General features: G+C 69.1%; 16 protein-coding genes and 2 tRNA genes. 17 read left to right on the top strand and 1 reads right to left on the bottom strand.

The genetic code is table 11. The annotated features are described in order from the left end of the window. Positions 1 to 173 precede the first annotated feature (173 nt). A complete protein-coding gene (locus LZ198_RS11535) occupies positions 174 to 2,159 on the top strand; it encodes a hypothetical protein (RefSeq protein WP_253971971.1) in 1,986 nt (661 codons plus the stop codon). Between the two features lie 228 nt (positions 2,160 to 2,387). Here the strand turns inward: LZ198_RS11535 and LZ198_RS11530 are convergent, their stop codons facing one another. Next, positions 2,388 to 3,107, bottom strand: coding sequence for an FKBP-type peptidyl-prolyl cis-trans isomerase (locus tag LZ198_RS11530; RefSeq protein WP_253971970.1), 720 nt, complete (start codon positions 3,105 to 3,107; stop codon positions 2,388 to 2,390). A gap of 250 nt (positions 3,108 to 3,357) precedes the next feature. Here LZ198_RS11530 and LZ198_RS11525 point away from each other — a divergent pair, with 250 nt between their 5' ends. The 16 genes from LZ198_RS11525 to LZ198_RS11450 all read left to right on the top strand — a co-directional run bounded on the left by LZ198_RS11525 (position 3,358) and on the right by LZ198_RS11450 (position 19,674). Beyond that, complete coding sequence (locus tag LZ198_RS11525) at positions 3,358 to 3,705, top strand: PilZ domain-containing protein (RefSeq protein ID WP_253971969.1); 348 nt, start codon at positions 3,358 to 3,360, stop codon at positions 3,703 to 3,705. Between the two features lie 121 nt (positions 3,706 to 3,826). Further along, positions 3,827 to 4,645: an LPP20 family lipoprotein gene (locus LZ198_RS11520; protein WP_253971968.1), complete on the top strand. Its 819-nt coding sequence runs from the start codon at positions 3,827 to 3,829 to the stop codon at positions 4,643 to 4,645. Positions 4,646 to 4,664: 19 nt separating this feature from the next. Continuing rightward, the gene (locus tag LZ198_RS11515; RefSeq protein ID WP_253971967.1) at positions 4,665 to 5,030 is read left to right on the top strand and encodes a PEGA domain-containing protein; all 366 of its coding nucleotides are present in this window, start codon (positions 4,665 to 4,667) and stop codon (positions 5,028 to 5,030) included. A 291-nt stretch (positions 5,031 to 5,321) separates the two neighbouring features. Beyond that, a complete protein-coding gene (locus LZ198_RS11510; RefSeq protein ID WP_253971966.1) occupies positions 5,322 to 6,446 on the top strand; it encodes an AI-2E family transporter in 1,125 nt (374 codons plus the stop codon). 72 nt (positions 6,447 to 6,518) lie between these two features. Then, positions 6,519 to 7,205, top strand: coding sequence for a uracil-DNA glycosylase (locus LZ198_RS11505; RefSeq protein ID WP_323382403.1), 687 nt, complete (start codon positions 6,519 to 6,521; stop codon positions 7,203 to 7,205). An 84-nt stretch (positions 7,206 to 7,289) separates the two neighbouring features. Continuing rightward, positions 7,290 to 7,361 (top strand) — tRNA-Val (locus LZ198_RS11500). A gap of 75 nt (positions 7,362 to 7,436) precedes the next feature. Next, on the top strand, positions 7,437 to 9,365 hold the full coding sequence (gene thrS / locus LZ198_RS11495; RefSeq protein ID WP_253971964.1) for a threonine--tRNA ligase: 1,929 nt from the start codon (positions 7,437 to 7,439) through the stop codon (positions 9,363 to 9,365). 229 nt (positions 9,366 to 9,594) lie between these two features. Next, positions 9,595 to 9,801, top strand: coding sequence for a 50S ribosomal protein L35 (rpmI, locus tag LZ198_RS11490; RefSeq protein WP_253971963.1), 207 nt, complete (start codon positions 9,595 to 9,597; stop codon positions 9,799 to 9,801). A 92-nt stretch (positions 9,802 to 9,893) separates the two neighbouring features. Next, positions 9,894 to 10,241: a 50S ribosomal protein L20 gene (gene rplT / locus LZ198_RS11485; RefSeq protein ID WP_234068364.1), complete on the top strand. Its 348-nt coding sequence runs from the start codon at positions 9,894 to 9,896 to the stop codon at positions 10,239 to 10,241. Between the two features lie 162 nt (positions 10,242 to 10,403). Then, positions 10,404 to 11,453 (top strand): phenylalanine--tRNA ligase subunit alpha, encoded by a 1,050-nt coding sequence (gene pheS / locus LZ198_RS11480; RefSeq protein ID WP_253971962.1) that lies wholly within the window; start codon positions 10,404 to 10,406, stop codon positions 11,451 to 11,453. Positions 11,454 to 11,541: 88 nt separating this feature from the next. After that, a complete protein-coding gene (gene pheT / locus LZ198_RS11475) occupies positions 11,542 to 13,956 on the top strand; it encodes a phenylalanine--tRNA ligase subunit beta (protein WP_253971961.1) in 2,415 nt (804 codons plus the stop codon). A gap of 102 nt (positions 13,957 to 14,058) precedes the next feature. Then, positions 14,059 to 14,448, top strand: a complete 390-nt coding sequence (locus LZ198_RS11470) for an integration host factor subunit alpha (protein ID WP_234068361.1) — start codon at positions 14,059 to 14,061, stop codon at positions 14,446 to 14,448. A gap of 97 nt (positions 14,449 to 14,545) precedes the next feature. Continuing rightward, positions 14,546 to 14,622: transfer RNA gene (locus LZ198_RS11465), tRNA-Pro, on the top strand. A gap of 965 nt (positions 14,623 to 15,587) precedes the next feature. Further along, on the top strand, positions 15,588 to 16,511 hold the full coding sequence (locus tag LZ198_RS11460; RefSeq protein ID WP_256559452.1) for a hypothetical protein: 924 nt from the start codon (positions 15,588 to 15,590) through the stop codon (positions 16,509 to 16,511). Positions 16,512 to 16,789: 278 nt separating this feature from the next. Beyond that, positions 16,790 to 18,631: a DUF1549 domain-containing protein gene (locus LZ198_RS11455; RefSeq protein WP_253971959.1), complete on the top strand. Its 1,842-nt coding sequence runs from the start codon at positions 16,790 to 16,792 to the stop codon at positions 18,629 to 18,631. After that, positions 18,631 to 19,674, top strand: coding sequence for a hypothetical protein (locus LZ198_RS11450; RefSeq protein WP_253971958.1), 1,044 nt, complete (start codon positions 18,631 to 18,633; stop codon positions 19,672 to 19,674). The genes LZ198_RS11455 and LZ198_RS11450 overlap by 1 nt, the downstream gene beginning before the upstream one ends. Positions 19,675 to 19,680 lie beyond the last annotated feature (6 nt).

The following is a 19,680-nucleotide window of genomic DNA, read 5'->3' as shown; positions in this document are numbered from 1 at the left end:
TTCTGGAGTACCCCGTGTCGTCATTCCCGTCCTTCGCTCGTGCCTGGCCGTTGCTCTTGTCCCTGGGGTGCGCTTCGGCGCCCAGGCCGCCCGACCCGGGGAGCGCCGTGGCGGCGCCCCAGGTCGCGAGCGCGCAGGTGGGCTCCGTACCCGGGGGTGGTGAGGTGCCAGCCATGAAGTCGTCGGTGGACGTCACGGCGTTGGAGGCGGCGCTGGTCGCGAAGCATGGCGAGGCGCAGCGCGCGCGCATCCAGCGGGGCCTCGCCCAGGTGTTGGCGCAGTGGCGGCCGGAGGATGGCGACGTCGCGGCCTTCGCGCGCGAGCAGTTCGTGTCGGACCCGCGGGTCCTCGATGCGACGTTCGCGCGGCTGGAGCGGCTGTTCGAGCAGCTCGACGGGCACATGCTGGAGCTGGGGCGCGAGGCGCAGTGGTACACGGACCTCGACCTGGGGCCGCTGTTGCCCGTGGAGTCCCTGGTCTCCGCGTATGACCCCTCCGCGCACGTCACGGACGACCTGTTCCGCGCGCAGGTCGGCTTCGTGGTGCTGCTCAACTTCCCGCTGACCTCACTGGCCGAGCGCACCGAGCAGGGGCCGCGCTGGACGCGGCGGCAGTGGGCGGAGGCGCGGCTGGCCGGGCGCTTCAACCGGCGGGTGCCGGCGGAGATCGAACAGGAGATCTCGCGCGAGGTGGCGGTCGCGAACCTCTACATCGCCGAGTACAACATCTGGATGCACCACCTGGTGGACGCGCGCGGCGAGCGCCTCTTCCCCCGGGGCATGCGGCTCATCAGCCACTGGAACCTGCGCGACGAGCTGAAGGCGGACTACGCGGACCCGCGCGGCCTGGAGAAGCAGCGGATGATCGTCCAGGTGATGGAGCGCATCATCACCCAGACGATTCCGGCGGCGGTCATCGACGACCCGAGGCTCGACTGGAACCCGTTCACCAACGCGGTGTCGGTGGCTCCGGCGGAGTCGGTGGAGGCGGACGCGCCGGCACGGGAGGCCCGGGCCGACGCCCAGCGGGAGCCGGACACGCGCTATGCGCGGCTGCTCGCCATCTTCCAGGCGTCGCGCAAGGCGGACCCCTATGTGCCGGTGGCGCCCACGCGCATCGCGCGCGCGTTCGACCTGGGGCGTGAGCTGTCCGAGGCGCGGGTGAAGGCCTTGTTGACGCAGGTGTTGGAATCACCGCTGTCGCCCCGGGTCGCGCGGGTCATCGAGGCGCGCCTGGGGCGGAAGCTGGAGCCGCAGGACGTCTGGTACGCGGGCTTCCGGCCGGGGGCGAAGCGGCCCGAGGCGGAGCTGGATGCGTTGACGCGCAAGCGCTACCCGACGGCGGAGGCGTTCGCGAAGGACCTGCCGCGAATCCTCCGGGGGATGGGCTTCACCGGGGAGAAGGCGGACTGGCTCGCGGCGCACATCCGGGTGGATGCGTCCCGGGGGGCGGGGCACGCACAGCAGGCGATGCGGCGAGGGGACTTCCCGCGGCTGCGCACGCGCGTGGAGAAGGGGGGCATGGACTACAAGGGCTACAACATCGCGGTCCACGAGCTGGGGCACAACGTGGAGCAGGTGTTCAGCCTCTACGGCGTGGACCACACGCTGCTCACCGGCGTGCCCAACAACGCGTTCACCGAGGCGCTCGCCTTCGTGTTCCAGGCGAGGGATCTGGAGCTGCTCGGGCTGGGCAAGCCGGACGCGAAGAGCGAGCGGGAGCGCGTGTTGAGCGAGTTCTGGCAGGCGTGGGAGCGCTCCGGCATCGCCATGGTCGACATGGAGGTGTGGCACTGGATGTACGCGCATCCGGAGGCGACGCCCGCCGACCTGCGCGAGGCCGTGGTGTCCATCTCCCGCGACGTGTGGAACCGGTACTTCGCGCCGGTGCTGGGCGGGGAGGGGACCTCGCTGCTCGCGGTCTACAGCCACATGATCAGCTATCCGCTCTACCTGCCGGACTACCCGCTCGGACACCTCATCGCGTTCCAGATCGAGGAGCAGCTCTCTCGCAAGGGGCCGCTGGGCGCGGAGTTCGAGCGCATGGCCACCTACGGCTCGGTGACGCCGGATGTCTGGATGGTGCACGCGACGGGCGCGCCGGTGAGCGCGGAGCCGCTGCTGCGGGCGACCCAGGCCGCGCTGGACGCGAAGCCTTGAGCAGGGGCGCGGCTCGCGGGCGTTCGAGCTTGACGGGCTGATGGAAGGGGCCTCGCACGGGGGCCAATCCTCCGCTGCCATGGCCAGGGTGGTGCCGAGCAAGGTCCCGCGCGGCGCCACCTCCCTGGGAGGCTACGGCTTGGGCGCATGGCCCCAAGCAAGTCCATCCGTTCGACGTCGAGCAGGGGCGCCGGCACAGGTCGAGCGCGGCGCCTCCGCTCTCCGGTGCTACGGCTTGGACGTATCGCCGGGGATGTCCACCAGCTCCACGTCGAAGATGAGGACGGCGTTGGGCGGGATGCGCGAGCCGGGAGGCGGGCGCTCACCGTAGGCGGTGGCGCCAGGGCAGGTCAGCCTGGCCTTGCCGCCGACCTTCATCTTCGCGACGCCCTGGGTCCAGCAGGGGATGACGCCGTTGAGCGGGAACTCCACGGGGATGCCGCGCTTCGCGGACGTGTCGAACACGGTGCCGTCGACGAGCCGGCCCTCGTAGTGGACCTTCACGGTGTCGATGGCGCGCGGCGACTTGCCGGTGCCCGGGGTCAGCTCGCGGTAGACGACGCCGGAGGGGAGCTTCACGGCGCCGGGCTCCTTCGCCGCGCGCGCGAGCGCGGCCTCGCCGGCCTGGGCCTGGCGCGACTTCGCGAACGCCTGGATCTTCGACGCGTAGTCCTTCGGCTCGATGGAGGACGGGGTGCCGTTGATGCCGTCCACGATGCCGCGCTGGAGCACCTCCTGCTCCGCGGGCGTCAAGGCGAACAGGGACAGGTCCTTCCCGACGCTGAGGCCCAGGGCGTAGATCGTCTTGTCGTCCTCGGAGAGCGCGTCGGGCGAGGTCGCCGCGGGCGCGCCCTTCGTCGGGGCCTCGGACTTCTTCGCGGCGCCCTGCGCCTGGGCCGCGGTGCCGCCGAGCGCCAGCACGAGGGCCGCCGTCCACATCGTTCGCATGCTTCCACCTTTCATCATGGTCGCGGACTATAGGGCCGCGACGCGCGACGCCCAGCGCGAACTGGGGCGCGGGTGCGACAGGTGACACGCAGGCTCGCGCGAAGAATTCAACGATGGGGCACGCGCGTGGTGGCTTCGCACGCGGGGCGGGTCGTTTTCTTGCGCGTTCGGCGAGCGCCTCTACCCTGCATCCAGGTTGCTTCAACCCCGGAGCAACCTGTTGCACCCCAGCAGCGGAGGCATCGCGGCGATGAGCGACAAGCGGAAGACGAAGCGGGCGCCCCTCGATATCTATCTGAACAAGTACATGGGCGGCGTGCCGTACATGTCTCGCGCGGCGGACATCAGCCCGGACGGGGTGAGCCTGTCGCGGTTGATCGAGCCCCAGCACGACGCCAAGCGCGTGGGACTCCAGTTCCAGCTCCCCGGTTCGGAGGAGATCATCTACGCGGAGGGCGAGGTGGTCCGCGAGTGGGTGGAGCTGGCCTCCTCGAAGCGCGAGCGCTCGGGCGTGCGCTTCACGCTGCTCACGGAGCGTCACCGGAAGATGATCGACGCGTACGTCGACCGTCACGGCCGCCCGGGCAGCGAGAACTGATGCAAGGCCGCGCCCCCTTCGGGCGGCTGTCTTGACTTCTCTCGAGGCGGCCCCGTTGAATGAGCCGCCGTTCTGTCCTGGGTTGACCGGTGGTGACCCGGGCGCGGACTGGAGGAGTTTCGTGAGGCGTTCCCGTTGGGGCGTGTTGCTGGTGGTGCCGCTGACGGCGCTGGCCCAGGGGCGCGAGGCGAAGGCCTCGAAGCCCGTGGCCGCCTCGGTGGAGGCCCCTCGGCCCGTGGCGACGCCGGGCGTGAATTGGGAGGGGCAGGTGCTCCGGGCCACCGGGGCAGGTGCTCCGGACCTCAAGGCCGCCAATCCTTCACAGGCCCGCCTCGGCGCGGAGCGCTCCGCGAAGGCGGATGCGTCACGCAACCTGCTCGAGCGCGTGCGTGCCCTCCACGTGAGCGCGGACCGCAGCGTCGGCGACGAGATGGCCCGCGACGAGGTGCGGGTGCGGGTCGAAGAGGCCATCCGCGGCTACAAGGTGGTGGCCAAGCGTTTCTTTTCGGACAGTGGCGTCGAACTCGACGTGGAGGTGCCGCTGGCGGTCATCACCGCGGCGCTGGTGGTGCCCACGCCCGACGCCGTCATCACCTTCAACGCCGAGGGAACCCGCAAGTACACGGGCCTCGTGGTGGATGCTCGGGGGCTCGGGGTGAAGCCGGTGCTGGCGCCTCGGTTGTTGGATGCATCGGGCCGGGCGGTCTACGGCGCGGCGGCGCTCCCCTCGGAGGCGCGGCTCTCCACGGGCGTGGCCGCGTGGTTCAGCAGCCTGGACGCCGCGAAGCGGGCCTCGCTGGTGGGGGAGAAGCCCATGGTGGTCAAGGCCACGGGCGCGAAGGGCTCGGACCTGGTGCTCGCGGCGGACGACGTGAAGACGCTCGGCGAGGTCAACACGCGCTTCCTGGCCGAGGGTCGGGTCGTCATCGTCCTGCAATAGGGGTTGGAGCATTCCCGTCATGGGTCCGAGGTTCGTGGTGCTGGCGGTCATGGTGTCCGCGGCGGGATGTGCGGGAAGTCAGGAGCCGGCGGCGCTCATCCGGGCCCGCGAGGGACTGGCGAGCGCCGAGCGCCCGAGCGGTGACCTGGCGCTGCGCTGCGTCCCCGAGGACGCGGACGTCTATCTGGACGGGGTCCTCCAGGGCGTCTGCGGCGACTATGCCGGGACGCCGCGCGGGCTCCGGCTGGGACTCGGCCTGCACCAGATCGAAGTGAAGAAGCAGGGTTACTGGCCGTACACGACGTACTATCAGCCCAGCGGTGCCCGGGCCCGGCTCACCATCGAGCTGCGAACCGTGGGCGCCTCCGAGGGGAATCCTCCCTGAGCACCGGGTCGCACGCCTGGCGAGGGAGACCCCGAGGGCCCCCTTGAGGTCACCGGGAGTGGTGGGCGAAGGTACCCCGGGCAGGGTTCACGTGGACGCGGGCCCCGGGAGTCTCCCGGGGCTTTCGCGAGGCCACCGGGCGGCTTGGAACAGTCGGTTCAGGGCGTTCGCACGCAGGACGAGAGGAGAACGGTCATCGCACGCCGCAAGAAAGTCAGTCCTCGGCCCGACGAGAGCGGAGCCGCCGGGTCCACGCTGCACGCCGTGTCGGGGGCGGGAGGGATTCGCGAGGTGGCCGCGACCGACCGGCAGGTGCCGGAGGTGGGGTTGAGCGAGGAGGCCGCCCGGCGCATCGACCTGTGGTGGGCCACGGTGATGGTGGGGGCGCTCGGGCTGGTGTTCGCGCTGCTCGCGGTGTTCGGGGGCGTGGCGGTGCCGGTGCTGCTGGCGCTCGCGGGCGCCTACATCTTCAACCCGATGGTGACCGCGCTGGAGAAGCGGGGCATGGATCGGACGTGGGGCACCACGCTCGTCTTCACCGGAGGGACGCTGCTGCTCGTGGGCGCGGTGCTCTACCTCGTCCCGGTGTTCCGCGACGAGGCGCTGAAGCTGCCGGACTTCTTCCGCCGCGCGAGCACGCAGGTCGTTCCCAAGGTGGAGGCGCTGCTGGGGACCTCGTTGCCGGAGCTGGTGCGCCAGCGCACCACGGAGCTGGGGGAACAGGCGACGCAACTGGTGCAGAGCGCCGGTCCCGCCGCGGCCCGAATCCTGGCGAGCTTCGCGGGCAACACCGCGCGCTTCGTGGCGACGCTGCTGGGCCTGGCGGTGGTGCCGGTGCTGGCCTTCTTCTTCCTCCAGGACTACCCGCTGCTGCTGGGCAAGATGAAGGACCTGCTGCCCCGGCGCTCGGTGGCGCTGGTGGGCAAGCGCTTCGCCGAGGTGGACGAGGTGCTCTCCGCGTTCGTGCGCGGACAGCTCACGGTGGGCGCGGTGCTGTCGGTCATCTACGCCATCGGCCTGTCGGTGGGGCGCATCGACATGGCCATCGTCATCGGCGTCATCGCGGGCTTCGGCAACATGGTGCCGTACCTGGGCACGGGGGTGGGAATCCTCCTCTCCCTGGTCGGGTTGATGTTGTCGTGGCAGGGCCCGTGGCAGCTCGGCGTGGTGGCGGGCACCTTCATCGTCGGCCAGATGCTGGAGGGCTTCGTCATCACCCCCCGCATCGTCGGGGAGAAGGTGGGGCTTGCGCCCATGGCGGTCATCATCGCCATCCTGGCCTTCGGCGAGCTGTTCGGCTTCGTGGGCATCCTCCTGGCCGTGCCGGTGGCGGCGATCCTCAAGGTGGTGCTGCGCGTGGTCATCCAGCGCTACCAGCGGACGAACCTCTACACGGGGGACGCCCGGGCGCCGTGAGAACCGGCCCACGGGACCTCCGCTCCCGGGCGACCGGGGGAGATGGGGCCCTGGGGCGAGTGGGAGCACGACGTGACGAAGTGGCAGAAGCTGCACCAGGAGATCACCACCTGCCGGCAGTGCCCGCGGCTGGTGGAGTGGCGCGAGGAGGTCGCGCGGGTGAAACGCCGGGCCTACCGGGAGTGGACCTACTGGGGGCGACCGGTGCCGGGGTTCGGCGACCCCCGGGCGCGGATGATCATCGTGGGGCTGGCGCCCGCGGCCCACGGGGCGAACCGGACGGGGCGGATGTTCACCGGAGATCGCTCCGGGGACTTCCTCTTCGCCGGCCTGCACCGGGCGGGGTTCGCGAACCAGGGGACGAGTGAGCACCGGGACGATGGGCTCGCCCTGAAGGACGCCTTCATCGTGGCGGCCGCCCGGTGTGCGCCTCCGGACAACAAGCCGCTGCCCGAGGAGCTGATCCGGTGCGCGCCCTTCCTGGACCGGGAGATGGCGCTCCTGCCCGGGAAGGTGCTCCTGGCGCTGGGGGCCATCGGGTGGAACGCGGCGCTCGTGTCCCTGGAGCGGGCGGGGGTGGTGGTGCCTTCGCCCAGGCCGGCCTTCGGCCATGGGGCGGAGTGGGCGCTGCCGGATGGGCGGACGCTGGTGGGCTGCTACCACGTCAGTCAGCAGAACACGCAGACGGGCCGGCTGACGCCCGCCATGTTCGACGCGGTGATGGCGAGGGTCCGCGTGCTGCTGGCGAAGGCGGAATGAAGGAAGATCGAAGCTGCTCGCTATGTTCCCTTGACAGCCGGGAGAGCCCGCTGTAATTCCCCGCGCACTTCGGCAGCAGCAACCGGGTCGTTAGCTCAGCGGTAGAGCACTACCTTGACACGGTAGGGGTCAGTGGTTCGATCCCACTACGACCCAACACAGTAGAAGTTAAATCAGCGGGCGGCATGGCTTCCAAGAGGCCTGCCGCCCGCAGTTTTTCCGAGGTCTCGCATGTCCGACATGATCACGGTGACGCTCCCGGACGGCAGTCAGAAGCAGACCGCCCGGGGTACGAGCATCGCGGACTTCGTGCGTGAGAGCATCGGCGCTGGCCTGGCGAAGGCCGCGCTGTTCGCCCGGGTGAACGGCCAGGACATGGACCTGGCCCGCAAGCTGGACGAGGACGCGAAGCTCCAGATCTTCACGCCCAAGAGCCCCGAGTCGCTGGAGCTCATCCGCCACGACGCGGCCCACGTGGTCGCCAGCGCGGTGCAGCGGCTGTTCCCCGGCACGCAGGTGACCATCGGTCCGGCGACGGAGGAGGGCTTCTACTACGACTTCTTCCGCGAGAAGCCCTTCACGCCCGAGGACCTCGAGAAGATCGAGGCCGAGGCGAACGCCGAGCTGAAGCGGGACGCGCCCTTCGTCCGCACCGAAATCTCCATGGACGACGCCATCCGCCTCTTCGAGGAGAAGGGCGAGAAGTTCAAGGTGGAGATCGTCAAGGACATCGCCGAGCGCGGCGCCAAGACGCTGACCCTCTACACCCACGGCGACTGGGTGGACTTCTGCCTGGGGCCCCACGCCCCGAGCACCGGGAAGATCGGCGTCATCAAGATCCTCTCCTCCAGCGGAGCCTACTGGCGCGGCGACCACCGCAACCCGATGCTCCAGCGCGTCTACGGCACGGCCTTCTTCGACAAGAAGGCGCTGACGGAGTACCTGACGCGCATCGAGGAGGCGAAGAAGCGCGACCACCGCAAGCTGGGCAAGGAGCTGGACCTCTTCCACTTCCACCAGTACGCGCCGGGCGCCGCCTTCTGGACCGCCAAGGGCACCACGCTCTACCAGACGCTCTCCGACTGGATGCGCCGGCTGACCGCGGGCGACGGCTACGTGGAGATCAAGACGCCCCTGATGTTCAACAAGGGCCTCTGGGAGACGAGCGGCCACTGGGGCAAGTACAAGGAGAACATGTTCCTCGTGCTCGACAACGAGTCGGGGGAGCATGACTTCTCGCTCAAGCCGATGAACTGCCCGTCGCACCACCTGTTCTACGGCTTCAAGAAGCACAGCTACCGCGACCTGCCGCTGCGCCTGCACACGCAGGACGTGCTGCACCGCAACGAGGCGGCCGGTTCGCTCGGTGGCCTGACCCGCGTGCGCCAGTTCGCCCAGGACGACGCGCACATCTACTGCATGGAGAGCCAGATCACCGACGAGGTGCGGCGCTTCGTGACGTTGCTGGACCGGGTCTACAAGGCGGTGGGGCTCACCTACGCGGTGAAGCTGTCCACGCGCCCCGAGCAGCGACTGGGTGACGACTCCCTGTGGGATCGCGCCGAGGGGGGCCTCAAGGCCGCGCTGGAGTCGCTGGGCCTCGCGTACGAACTGGCCCCGGGCGACGGCGCCTTCTACGGCCCGAAGATCGACTTCGCGGTGTCGGACAGCATCGGCCGGCGGTGGCAGCTGGGCACCATGCAGCTGGACTACCTCGCGCCCGAGCGCTTCGACCTGACGTACGTGGGCGAGGACAATGCCGAGCACCGCCCGGTGGTCCTCCACCGCGCCATCTTCGGCTCCTTCGAGCGCTTCACCGCCATCCTCATCGAGCACTTCGCGGGCGCGTTCCCCACGTGGCTGGCGCCGGTGCAGGCGGTGCTCGTCACCGTGGCGGACCGGCAGCTCGACTACGCCCGCAAGGTGCGCGACGACCTGCGCGCCAAGGGCTACCGGGTGGACCTGGATGATCGCGGCATGACGCTCAACGCGAAGATCCGCGAGGCGCAGATCCAGAAGGTGCCCTTCACCCTGGTGGTGGGGGACAACGAGGTGGAGGCCCAGGCCGTGGCCCCGCGCCGCTACGGAGGCGAGGACCTCAAGAGCATGAAGCTGGCGGACTTCGAGGCCCTCCTGGCGAAGGAGGGGACGCTCCCCTGATCGGCGCACCCGCTCCGCCACCGATCCTCCGACAGGTCTTGACTCCCTGTTCTACCCAAGTATCTTGGGCGACCTTCCAGGTCTGGATGTAGGTGTGGCGGCGAGTGTGTTGGGCGTTCCAGTCGAAACGAAATAGTGGTACAGGCTGCCGGCTATAAGCCGTGGCCGCGAAGTGACAACGCCTGAGGCCGCGAAGCTGACGGCACGCTGTAAGGAAGGAATCAGGACGATGCCGAAGTTGAAGACCCGCAGTGGCGCGAAGAAGCGCTTCCAGGTGAAGAAGAGCGGCCAGGTCAAGCACGGCAAGGCCTTCGGCAAGCACCTCTTCACCCACGCCAAGACGCCGAAGCAGAAGCGCGGCAATCGCGGCACCGGCCATCTTCGCGACATGGATGCGAAGAAGGTCATCAAGGAGATGTTCCCCTACGGGGCCTGAGCCACGGCTCGGAAACCTCGTGGGCTCCGTCGGAGCGGCGTGAAGCCGGCGCCACGGGGCTGACAACCTACGCAGTCCGGAGTGAGTGACACATGCGCGTCAAGAAGGGTGTAAAGGCTCGTCGCCGTCGCAATAGGATTTTGAAGCTGGCCAAGGGTTTCCGCGGCCGCCGGAAGAACTGCTACCGCCGGGCGAACCAGGCGGTCGAGCGCGCGCTGGACTACGCCAGCCGTGACCGCATGCAGCGCAAGCGGGACTTCCGTCGCCTGTGGATCGTCCGCATCAACGCGGCGGCCCGCACGGTCGGCCTGTCCTACTCGAAGCTGATCGCCGGCCTGGCGAAGGCGAAGATCAGCCTGGACCGCAAGGTCCTGTCCGACATGGCCATCGCGGATCCCGCGGGCTTTGCGGCCGTCGCCAACATCGCGAAGGCGGCCTGAGACACACGCCGGCCCTGACCGGGCTGGCGACAGAACGGGTGGGGTGGCTTTCGGGCCGCCCCCTCCGTGTGACTGAACGGGTCGCCTCGTCGGGGCGGCCCATTTTTTTTGCCCCGGTGCCGACACCGGCATCCGGAGGACTTGGAACGGAGGCGGAAGGCCATGCGGGATCGGTTGCTGGCGCTGGCGGAGGCCGCGCGTCGGGAGATTTCGGGCGCGTCGGAGCTGCCCGCGGTGGAGGCGCTGCGGGTCCGCTACCTGGGCAAGAAGGGGGAGCTGTCCGGGGTGCTGGGCGGCATGGGCAAGCTGCCTCCGGACGAGCGGCGGGCGCTGGGCGAGGTGGCCAACTCCGTGAAGGCGGAGCTGGAGAAGCTGCTCGCCGAGGCCACCCAGCGCGCGGAGGACGCGGCGCTGGAGGCTCAACTGCAGGGCCCCGGGCTGGACGTGACGCTGCCGGGCCGGGGCGTGCTCCCGGGCAGCCGTCACCCGGTGTCGCGGACGATGGAGGACATCGTCCGGACCTTCTCCCGGCTGGGCTTCGACGTGGCGAGCGGGCCGGAGATCGAGCTCGACTACTTCAACTTCGAGGCGCTGAACCTGCCCAAGGACCACCCCGCGCGGGACATGCAGGACACGTTCTACGTGGAGGAGTCCTCGCTGGGGCACGCGAAGAAGTCGGACAGCTCCGTGCTGCTGCGCACGCACACGTCGCCGGTCCAGGTGCGGTACATGCTCCAGCGCAAGCCGCCCATCCGCGCGGTGATGCCGGGGCGGGTGTACCGGCGCGACTCGGACATCACCCACACGCCCATGTTCCACCAGGTGGAGGGGCTGCTGGTGGACAAGGACGTGACGTTCGCGGAGCTGAAGGGCTCGCTGGACGCGTTCGTGAAGGCGTTCTTCGGGTCGGACACGCGCACGCGCTTCCGCCCGTCCTTCTTCCCCTTCACGGAGCCCTCCGCGGAGGTGGACATCTCCTGCACGTCGTGCGGCGGCAAGGGCTGCCGCGTGTGCAAGCAGACGGGGTGGCTGGAGGTGCTGGGCAGCGGCATGGTCCACCCGAACGTGTTCACGTCCGCGGGGTATGACCCGGGCGAGGTGACGGGCTACGCGTTCGGCATGGGCGTGGAGCGCATCGCGATGCTGCGCTACCGCATCGACGACCTGCGGATGATGTTCGAGAACGACGCGCGGTTCCTCGAGCAGTTCTGAGTCCCCGGGCGCGGCCCCGGCGTGCCCCGCGTGGCGGGGTGGGGTGGCCGCGCTCCTGTCTTCGGCCAGTGAGCAAGAGGGTGGACCTGTGAAGATTTCGGTGAAGTGGCTCGGCGATTACGTGGCGCTGCCGCCGTCCGTGGACGAGCTGGCGCGGAAGCTGACCGCCGCGGGCCTGGAGATTGAAGGGATGGAGCGTCCCGCGGAAGGGCTGCGGGGCGTGGTGGTGGCGCACATCAAGGAGTCCGTGCAGCACCCCAACGCGGACAAGCTGTCCGTCACGCAGGTGGACATCGGCGGCACGGCGCTGCTCCAGGTGGTGTGCGGCGCGAAGAACTACAAGGTCGGCGACAAGGTGCCGCTGGCCACGGTGGGCACGAAGCTGCCCAACGGCGTGGAGATCAAGCAGGCGGCGCTGCGCGGCGTGGACAGCTTCGGCATGCTCTGTTCGTCGAAGGAGCTGGGGCTGAGCGAGGAGTCCAGCGGCCTGCTCATCCTGCCGGCGGACCTGAAGCCGGGCACCCCCATCGCCGAGGCGCTGGGCCTGGACGACGTGGTGCTGGAGGTCAACGTCACGCCGAACCGGCCGGACGCGCTCAGCCACCTGGGCGTGGCGCGCGAGGTGGGCGTGGTGACGGGTGCGGCGCTGAAGCCGCCCGAGCCGAAGCCCGCGGAGTCCGGGACGCCGGCGGCCGAGCGCGTGAAGGTGCGCGTGGAGGACCCGGTGCGCTGCCCCCGGTACGTGGCGCGCGTGGTGGAGAACGTCACCATCAAGCCGTCGCCGCAGTGGATGCAGGACCGGCTGAAGGCGTGTGGGGTGCGGGCCATCAACAACGTGGTGGACGTCACCAACTACGTGAACCTGGAGTACGGGCAGCCGCTGCACGCGTTCGACCTGGACAAGCTGGCGGGCGGGGAGCTCGTCGTCCGCACGGCGGCGCGCGGCGAGAAGATGACGACGCTGGACGGCAAGGCGCGCACGCTCGACGTGGATGACCTGCTCATCTGCGACCAGAAGAGCCCGCAGGCGATCGCCGGCGTCATGGGCGGCGGCGACAGCGAGGTGTCGGAGAAGACGACGCGGCTGGTGCTGGAGTCGGCGAACTTCCTGGGCTCGAGCGTGCGTCGCTCGGCGAAGCGTCACGCGCTGCACACGGAGGCGTCGCACCGGTTCGAGCGGGGCGCGGACCTGGACGCGGTGGTGCCGGCGATCGACCGGGCCGCGCAGCTCATCGCGGAGCTGTCCGGTGGCACGGTGGCTCCGGGGCGCGTGGACGTGTACCCGGCGCCGAAGCCGCCGCGGAAGGTGACGCTGCGCTTCGCGCGGGTGGAGAAGGTGCTGGGCGTGGCGGTGGCCGAGGCGGAGGTGCGGCGCATCCTGGCGGCGCTGGGCTTCGTGAAGGTGGAGGAGGGCGCGGGGCAGGCGACGTACGAGGTGCCTCGGGCGCGTGTGGACGTGGAGCGCGAGGAGGACCTGCTGGAGGAGGTCGCCCGCGTGTTCGGCTACGACAACATCCCGGCGAAGCTGCCGCGCGGCCTGGCGTCGCTGGCGCCCGAGCCGGCGCACGCGGAGGCGGAGCGGCGGCTGCGGCACGCGCTCGCGGGGGCGGGGATGGACGAGGTGGTGAACTACTCGTTCGTCGCGCCGAAGAGCCTGGAGGTGCTGGGCGGGAAGGAGCAGCCGGTGGCGCTGCTGAACCCGCTGAGCGTCGAGCAGTCGGTGATGCGCACCAGCCTGCTGCCCGGGTTGCTGGAGAACCTGTCGCGCAGCGTGCGGCACCAGGTGGAGTCGGTGTCCCTCTACGAGACGGGCCGTGCCTACTTCCGTGACGCGGAGGGCGGGCAGGGGACGCGGCCGGCGGCGCGCGAGGTGTCGCGGGTGGCGGGCCTGATGTGGGGCCGGCGGGGTGGGGGGCGTAGCTGGACGCAGAAGGACGCGCGGGCGGACTTCTTCGACCTGAAGGGGGCGGTGGAGGCGGTGCTCGGCGCGCTGCGCGTGGAGGGCCTCACCTGGGCTCCGGGCGGGCCGGCGGCGTACCACCCGAAGGCGAGCGCGGAGTTGACGGGCGCGGACGGGACGGTGCTGGGCCACGTGGGTGAGGTTCACCCACGGGTGGTGAAGGCGCTGGGGCTGCCGGAGGGCGTGTTCGTGTTCGAGGTGGACACGGAGCCGCTGTACGCGGCGGCGCGGCTGGTGCCGGCGTATCACCCGCTGCCGAAGTTTCCGGCGGTGCTGCGCGACCTGGCGGTGGTGGTGCCGCTGGAGCTGGCGAACGACGCGGTGCGGAAGGTCATCCTCGAGGTGGGCGGGGCGCTGGTGGAGGACGCGTTGGTGTTCGACGTGTACACGGGCAAGCCGATTCCCGAGGGGAAGAAGAACCTGGCGTACGCGCTGCGCTACCGCTCGCCCGAGCGGACGTTGACCGACGTGGAGGTCAGCGAGGCGCACCAGCGCATCGTGGACGAGGTGAATCGCCGGCTGGGTGCCGCGCTGCGTGCCTGAATTCCTGAATGAAGTCAGAGGGTTGACTTGCCTTCGGGAAGGCTGCAACAGTGGCCGGGCGTTCACCGCGCTGCTGAGGGCGGGGGCATCCCGAGGATTCGCATGACGAAGGCGGACATCATCGAGGGCGTCTACGAGAAGGTCGGCTTCTCGAAGAAGGAGTCGGCCGAGATCGTGGAGCTCGTGTTCGACACGTTGAAGGAGACGCTGGAGCGCGGGGACAAGATCAAGATCTCGGGCTTCGGGAACTTCCAGGTGCGCCAGAAGAAGGCGCGCGTGGGACGCAACCCGCAGACCGGCAAGGAGATCGAGATCTCGGCGCGTCGGGTGCTGACCTTTCGGCCGAGCCAGGTGTTGAAGAGTGCCCTGAACGGGGAGGCTCCGCCGGAAGATCACGCGGAGATCGATGCCCGCGAGGAGGCGGCGGCGGACGCGGCGGAGGCCCGGGGCGAGGACTTCGACGAAGAGGGAATGGATGACGCCGAGGGGTGAGTTTTCCCACGGCCCCCTGCTGCTCCTGCTTGACCTGGGCGTCGTGTAGGGGCATAAGGGCGCACCGCTTCACGGCGGCAGCAGCACACAGACGTAACGGGGCGTAGCGCAGCCTGGTAGCGCACTTGCTTGGGGTGCAAGTGGTCGCAGGTTCAAATCCTGTCGCCCCGACCATCGAAGGCCCTGGAGTCACTGGCGAAAGCCACGACTCCAGGGCCTTTGTTTTTGGGTTCGCGCTTGGGCTGCCGGTCGCCCGTAGACGCCCTCCTCGTGAATGGGGTGCACGTCACGCTCGGCCCCTCTTCGAGGGGCGCGGTGGCTGTGCGAGGCCGTTTGAAGGCGTCGTCCCAGGCCGCGTGTGCGGTGGCGTTGCTGGCGCGAGGTGCGAGCCGCTGTCGGGCGGTCGCGTCCTGTGAAGCAGGTCCGGGGATGGATGCGGGCGCCAGGCATGTGGCTGCCGCGGCGACGACTCGTGTCACCACACCTTTGCTTCCGCGGCGTCGACTCGCGGCGCGCAGAATCGCGACCACCTGCTCCTCGCTGAATCGACGCTTCTCCACCGCTGCGGGCGTGGAGTACTCCGGCAGACGCGCTGTGTCAGCTTTGGCCGGTCGCGTGGGAGGGGCGCCTCGCTTGAGAAGGCATGTGTACCCGTCATTGACACGTCAGCGACACCTCATGACGCGTCATTACATGCCCCATGATGCGTCTTGATTCCAACGGCAATCCCTATCCATAGGCTTCGAGCCATATCCTGAGCTGCCCTGATGCGCGGTGGATGCCGCAGGGCCGCGCTTCTCATTTTGGGGTACCCCGCACGACGCGTCCTCCGGAGCACGGAGGCCGCCCGCAGGTGCGAGGAGTGGGCATGCCTCCGTCTGGGAATGGGTGGCATTGGTGTTGCAGTGGGCCGAAATGACCATGACTTCCTCACGAGAGGGCGCCGACTTCGCCTGGATGGGTGTGTTGGGCGACCAGTTGCGCATCGGCGCTACCATTCGACAGTGCAGCACGCTGGACCTCTCCCCGTACTCCTGCTTCATCCCTTCGGCGATCCCCTAGCGCATCGACATCTGAGCGCGCGGCGCTCCCACCCGGACCTGAAAACAATGCGACCCAATCCTTCACAGGCAGATGGAATGTTGAATCAAACCCCGGAGTACCAATCCTGTATCCAAAGCTCGGAGAAAGTGTCCTGGCGGCTTGATGACCTGCTGCCCAGGGACACGGTCCTGGACTTCAGTCGCCGGTTCCTTTCGGATGCGCTGGTTGGCGCGGAAGCCATTCCGTTCCTGGATGCCGAGGAGCGGTTGATGCTGAATCACATCCGCTCCAACAGCTATGCGCACCTGTTCCTGTTCCTGGAGGAGTACGCTGTTGCCCTGGCCGCTCAGCGCGCCAGTCTGGAGCTGCACGGGAACGCGACGCACATGCGCGCGCTCCTGCGCTTCACGGAGGAGGAGCTGAAGCACCAGCAGCTCTTCGCGCGCTTCACCGGCGCGTTTGCCCGGGGGTTCTCGGTTGTCCCCGCCCTGCTCGACAACCATGTCGAAGTGGCACGGGCCATCATGGCGAAGTCGAATCTGGGAGTGCTCATCTTCAACCTGCACCTGGAGTTGATGACGCAGCAGCACTATCTGGAGACGGTTCGCGGGAACAAGAGCGAGGCGCTGGATCCGTTGTTCTGCGACCTGCTCAAGCACCACTGGCTCGAAGAGGCGCAGCACACCCGGCTGGACTTCCTGGAGGCGCAGAAGATCCTCGCCCAGGCACCTGAAGCGCTGGACGAGGCCCTTGCTGAATACGCGGAGTTGCTCCAGGCGCTGCGGGGGACGTTGAACGCCCAGCTCGCGCTCGATCTCCAGACGCTGGAGAAGGCAGTGGGACGGACGTTCACCCCGGATGAACACAAGCATCTGTCCGAGTCCCAGGAGCGTTCGTATGTCTGGGGTTTCATCGGGATGGGGATGAAGGCGCCTCTCTTTCTCTCACGCCTGCGCGCGCTCTCTCCCGTTGCCGAGCAACGCGTCCTGGAGCTGGCTCCGACGTACTACTGTGATTGAGGCGGGTTTCGGGACTGCCGCCGCTCCGTGGCGGTCCTGGCGTGCCGCCTGACTGCGGAGCCGGGTCGGGCCCGCTCGCCGCGCAGCGCCATTCGGTGGACATGGTGCGATGTAGAGGGGAGTCCACCCCGCAACCGTGTCGCCGTCGCCTGGAGTCCACACCCGTGTGACGAACCACTCCGGCGCGCGGTGTGGAGGGGACTCCACCCCTCATTCTCGCGGAATGACAGACGAAGTCCCGGATTCGCGGATGAGACAAAGAGTGCTACTGTTTCAACATGCACTGGCACCTGCACTGGAAGAGCGCGGCCCTCGCGGCCGCGCTGTTCGCGACGTCCGGGCTGTTCTCGCCCGACGCGCACGCGCAGCAATGTGAACCCGAGCCGTCCGGACCGGTCGTACCTCCGAACGACCAGATGAGCGATTCGCGGCTGTTGCGCCGCATCGTGCTCGGCCTCACCGGCACCACGCCCACCATGGAGCAGTACGAGGCGATGGCCGCCGCCGCCTCGCCCGAGGCGCGTGCGTCCCTCCTGCGCTCGACCCTCGACGAGGTCCTCGCCTCGCCGAAGTTCTACGAACGCATGGTGAACTTCGGGCACGACTGGATCACCGTGGGGGCGTATACCACTGGCGCCGTCGGTGACTCGTACCAGGGCGACATGTCCGGCCACCTGTTCCGGTGTGCCGACAACTCCCTCCACCCCGGCGCGTACTACGCCGTGAACGAGTTCATCTCGGGGAAGGACCCGGGGCAGCAGTGCAGTGACAAGGACGCGGATGGTCAGCCCGCGGTCCCCGAGGTGCGCACCGTCGAGCCCTGGTGGGCTCCGGGAACCACCGTCCAGGTGCTCGGCGCGGCCGGCTCCGACATCAAGACGGTCACTGATTCCAACAACGGAACGGTCTACGACTGCGGCGTCGCGAACGGCGGCTACTACGACCCCGGCCTCTATCGCGGCTGTGGCTGCGGACCCAACCTGGTGTGGTGTTCGCCCATCGTCGGCCTCAGCGGCACCGGCACCGGTGGCCTGGGCGGTCAGCGCCGCCACCCCTACGAGGAGCCCGCGCGCTTGTTCGCGCACCTCGCGTGGCACGACCGGCCCCTCTCGGACCTCGTCATCGGCAACTACTCGGTCGGGACCAACTGGCTGCGCGCCCTTTACGTCCGCCTCGGCCGGCAGAGCGGCAGCAAGGCGCTCGACGCGAACACGACCTGGTGGCGCCCGGACGTCGACACCTCGCCTCGCGACCCCGTGCATCCCACCGCCAATGACCCCCAGGCATGGCGCGAGTTCGTCGTGGAGGACCTCGAGCCCTACCACCTCTCCCTCACCCAGAACCGCGCCCGCTCCGGCAGCCTCGACCGCACCTACCGGTTCGACCCGCGTACCACGACCGAGCAGATCCAGGGCCTCCCCACCGCCGGCGTGCTCACCATGATGGGCTCGCTCTCCTCGTTCCCCCGTGAGCGCGTCCGCGCCGCACGGTTCCTGGAGATCTTCGCCTGCCAGAACTTCTCGCCGCCCCCGGCCGACGTGCACTTCCCCCCGCTGGAGATCGACCCGGCGACAGGCGGAACGTGCCTGCACTGCCACAAGACGCTCGACCCCGCGGCCATCTACTTCAAGCGTTGGGACTTCACCCCGCACACGAGCTACTACGTCCCGTGGCCCTTCATGCCGGGCGTGGGCAAGCACCGCATCACCGCGGAGTGGATCTCCGGTCGCTACCCCCACGACGGCAACACGCCGGGCTCCCGCTGGAGGAACGCCTTCGTCCCCAACACCGTGCTGACGCCGGTCACCCCCGAGCAGCTCAAGACCAATCCCGAGGCCATCATGCTCGACGCCATGCCCGAGTCGTACACGCTGCTGGGCGAGCACGGGGATGGAACGGCGGGCCCGCTCGGCTTCGGCAAGCTCCTCATCCGCTCCGGTGAGTTCGACCGCTGCGCCGTGCGCAAGCTCTACACGCTGGTCATCGGTCGGGACCTGAACCCCGCCACGGAGAAGGGCTTCATCGACAAACTCTCCCGGGAGTTCGTCGCGGGCGATCGCAAGGTCCGCCCCTTCATCCGCTATCTCTTCGAGCAGCCCGAGCTGCGGAGGGGCCTGTGATGCGCACGTTGCGTCCATTCCTGTTGTCTGCCGCGCTGGTGGCGCTCGCCCTCAACCAGGGCGCCTGCTTCGGCGAAGGGTCCTATCGACAGGGGGCCGGCGAGGAGCCGGACTCCGGTACCTGCGTCGCGTCCAGCGACAACGACGCCGTCCGCCTGGCGCTCGCGCCCGCGTGCGAGGGCTGCCACGTCAACGGCAACAAGCCCATCTTCGCCTCGCTCGCCGCGTTCGAGAGCGGGCTCGTCTACAACGAGCGGTACGTGAAGCGGGGCGACCCGGAGAACAGCCTCCTCATCCAGATGCTCAAGGGGACCGCCCCCGGGAGCTATCCCCAGATGCCGCCGGGCCAGCCCTATGACCAGTTGGTCGCCAACGGCCGCGTCACGATGACCATCGCGCAGGTGGAGCAGTGGATCCGCGACCTGAAGGCCGCTCCCGCGCAGCTCGAGACGCCTTCGCCCGCGGAGTTCCGCGTCCGCCGACTGAACGCCGAGGAGATGGTGGTGAGCCTGATGGACCAGCTCGGGCTGACCCTCGAGGACTTCGTCAGCACCAGCAACCCCGACTGGCGCAACCGCGCGTACGTGGTGAACTGGAACAAGTTCTTCGTCTGGCCCGGTGACTGGCACCCGGGCATCTCCGGCGAGTACGTCTCCGACCCCCGCTCCATCGAGCGCTTCGAGGCGCTCGGTGGTGGCAACTCGCTGCTCTACCGCAAGAAGGACGCGGCCTTCGGTCCCTCCGCCGCGCAGGCGCTGGTCCAGATGTCCCAGGCCTGGTGCGGGCGCGCCGTGGACAAGCAGAACAACAAGGCCGTGCTGCGCTTCGTGACGCTCGCGGACACCTCCACCAAGAACCCGGACGCGGTGCAGAAGAACCTGCGCAACCTCTACCTGCGCATGCTCGGCCAGCCCCCCGACGATGCCGAGCTGAAGGCGCTGTACGAGCAGGTCTACCTCCCGCTCGAGGCCCAGAACACGCGCCTCGCCTGGGTGGGCACCTGCGCGGCCCTCATCCGCCACCCGCTGTGGATCACCTACTGAGCCGAG

Source organism: Myxococcus dinghuensis, assembly GCF_024198235.1.
GTDB classification, from domain to species: domain Bacteria; phylum Myxococcota; class Myxococcia; order Myxococcales; family Myxococcaceae; genus Myxococcus; species Myxococcus dinghuensis.
The sequence above is the reverse complement of the archived record's forward strand: the minus strand, read 5'-3'. Positions and strand labels throughout refer to the sequence as shown.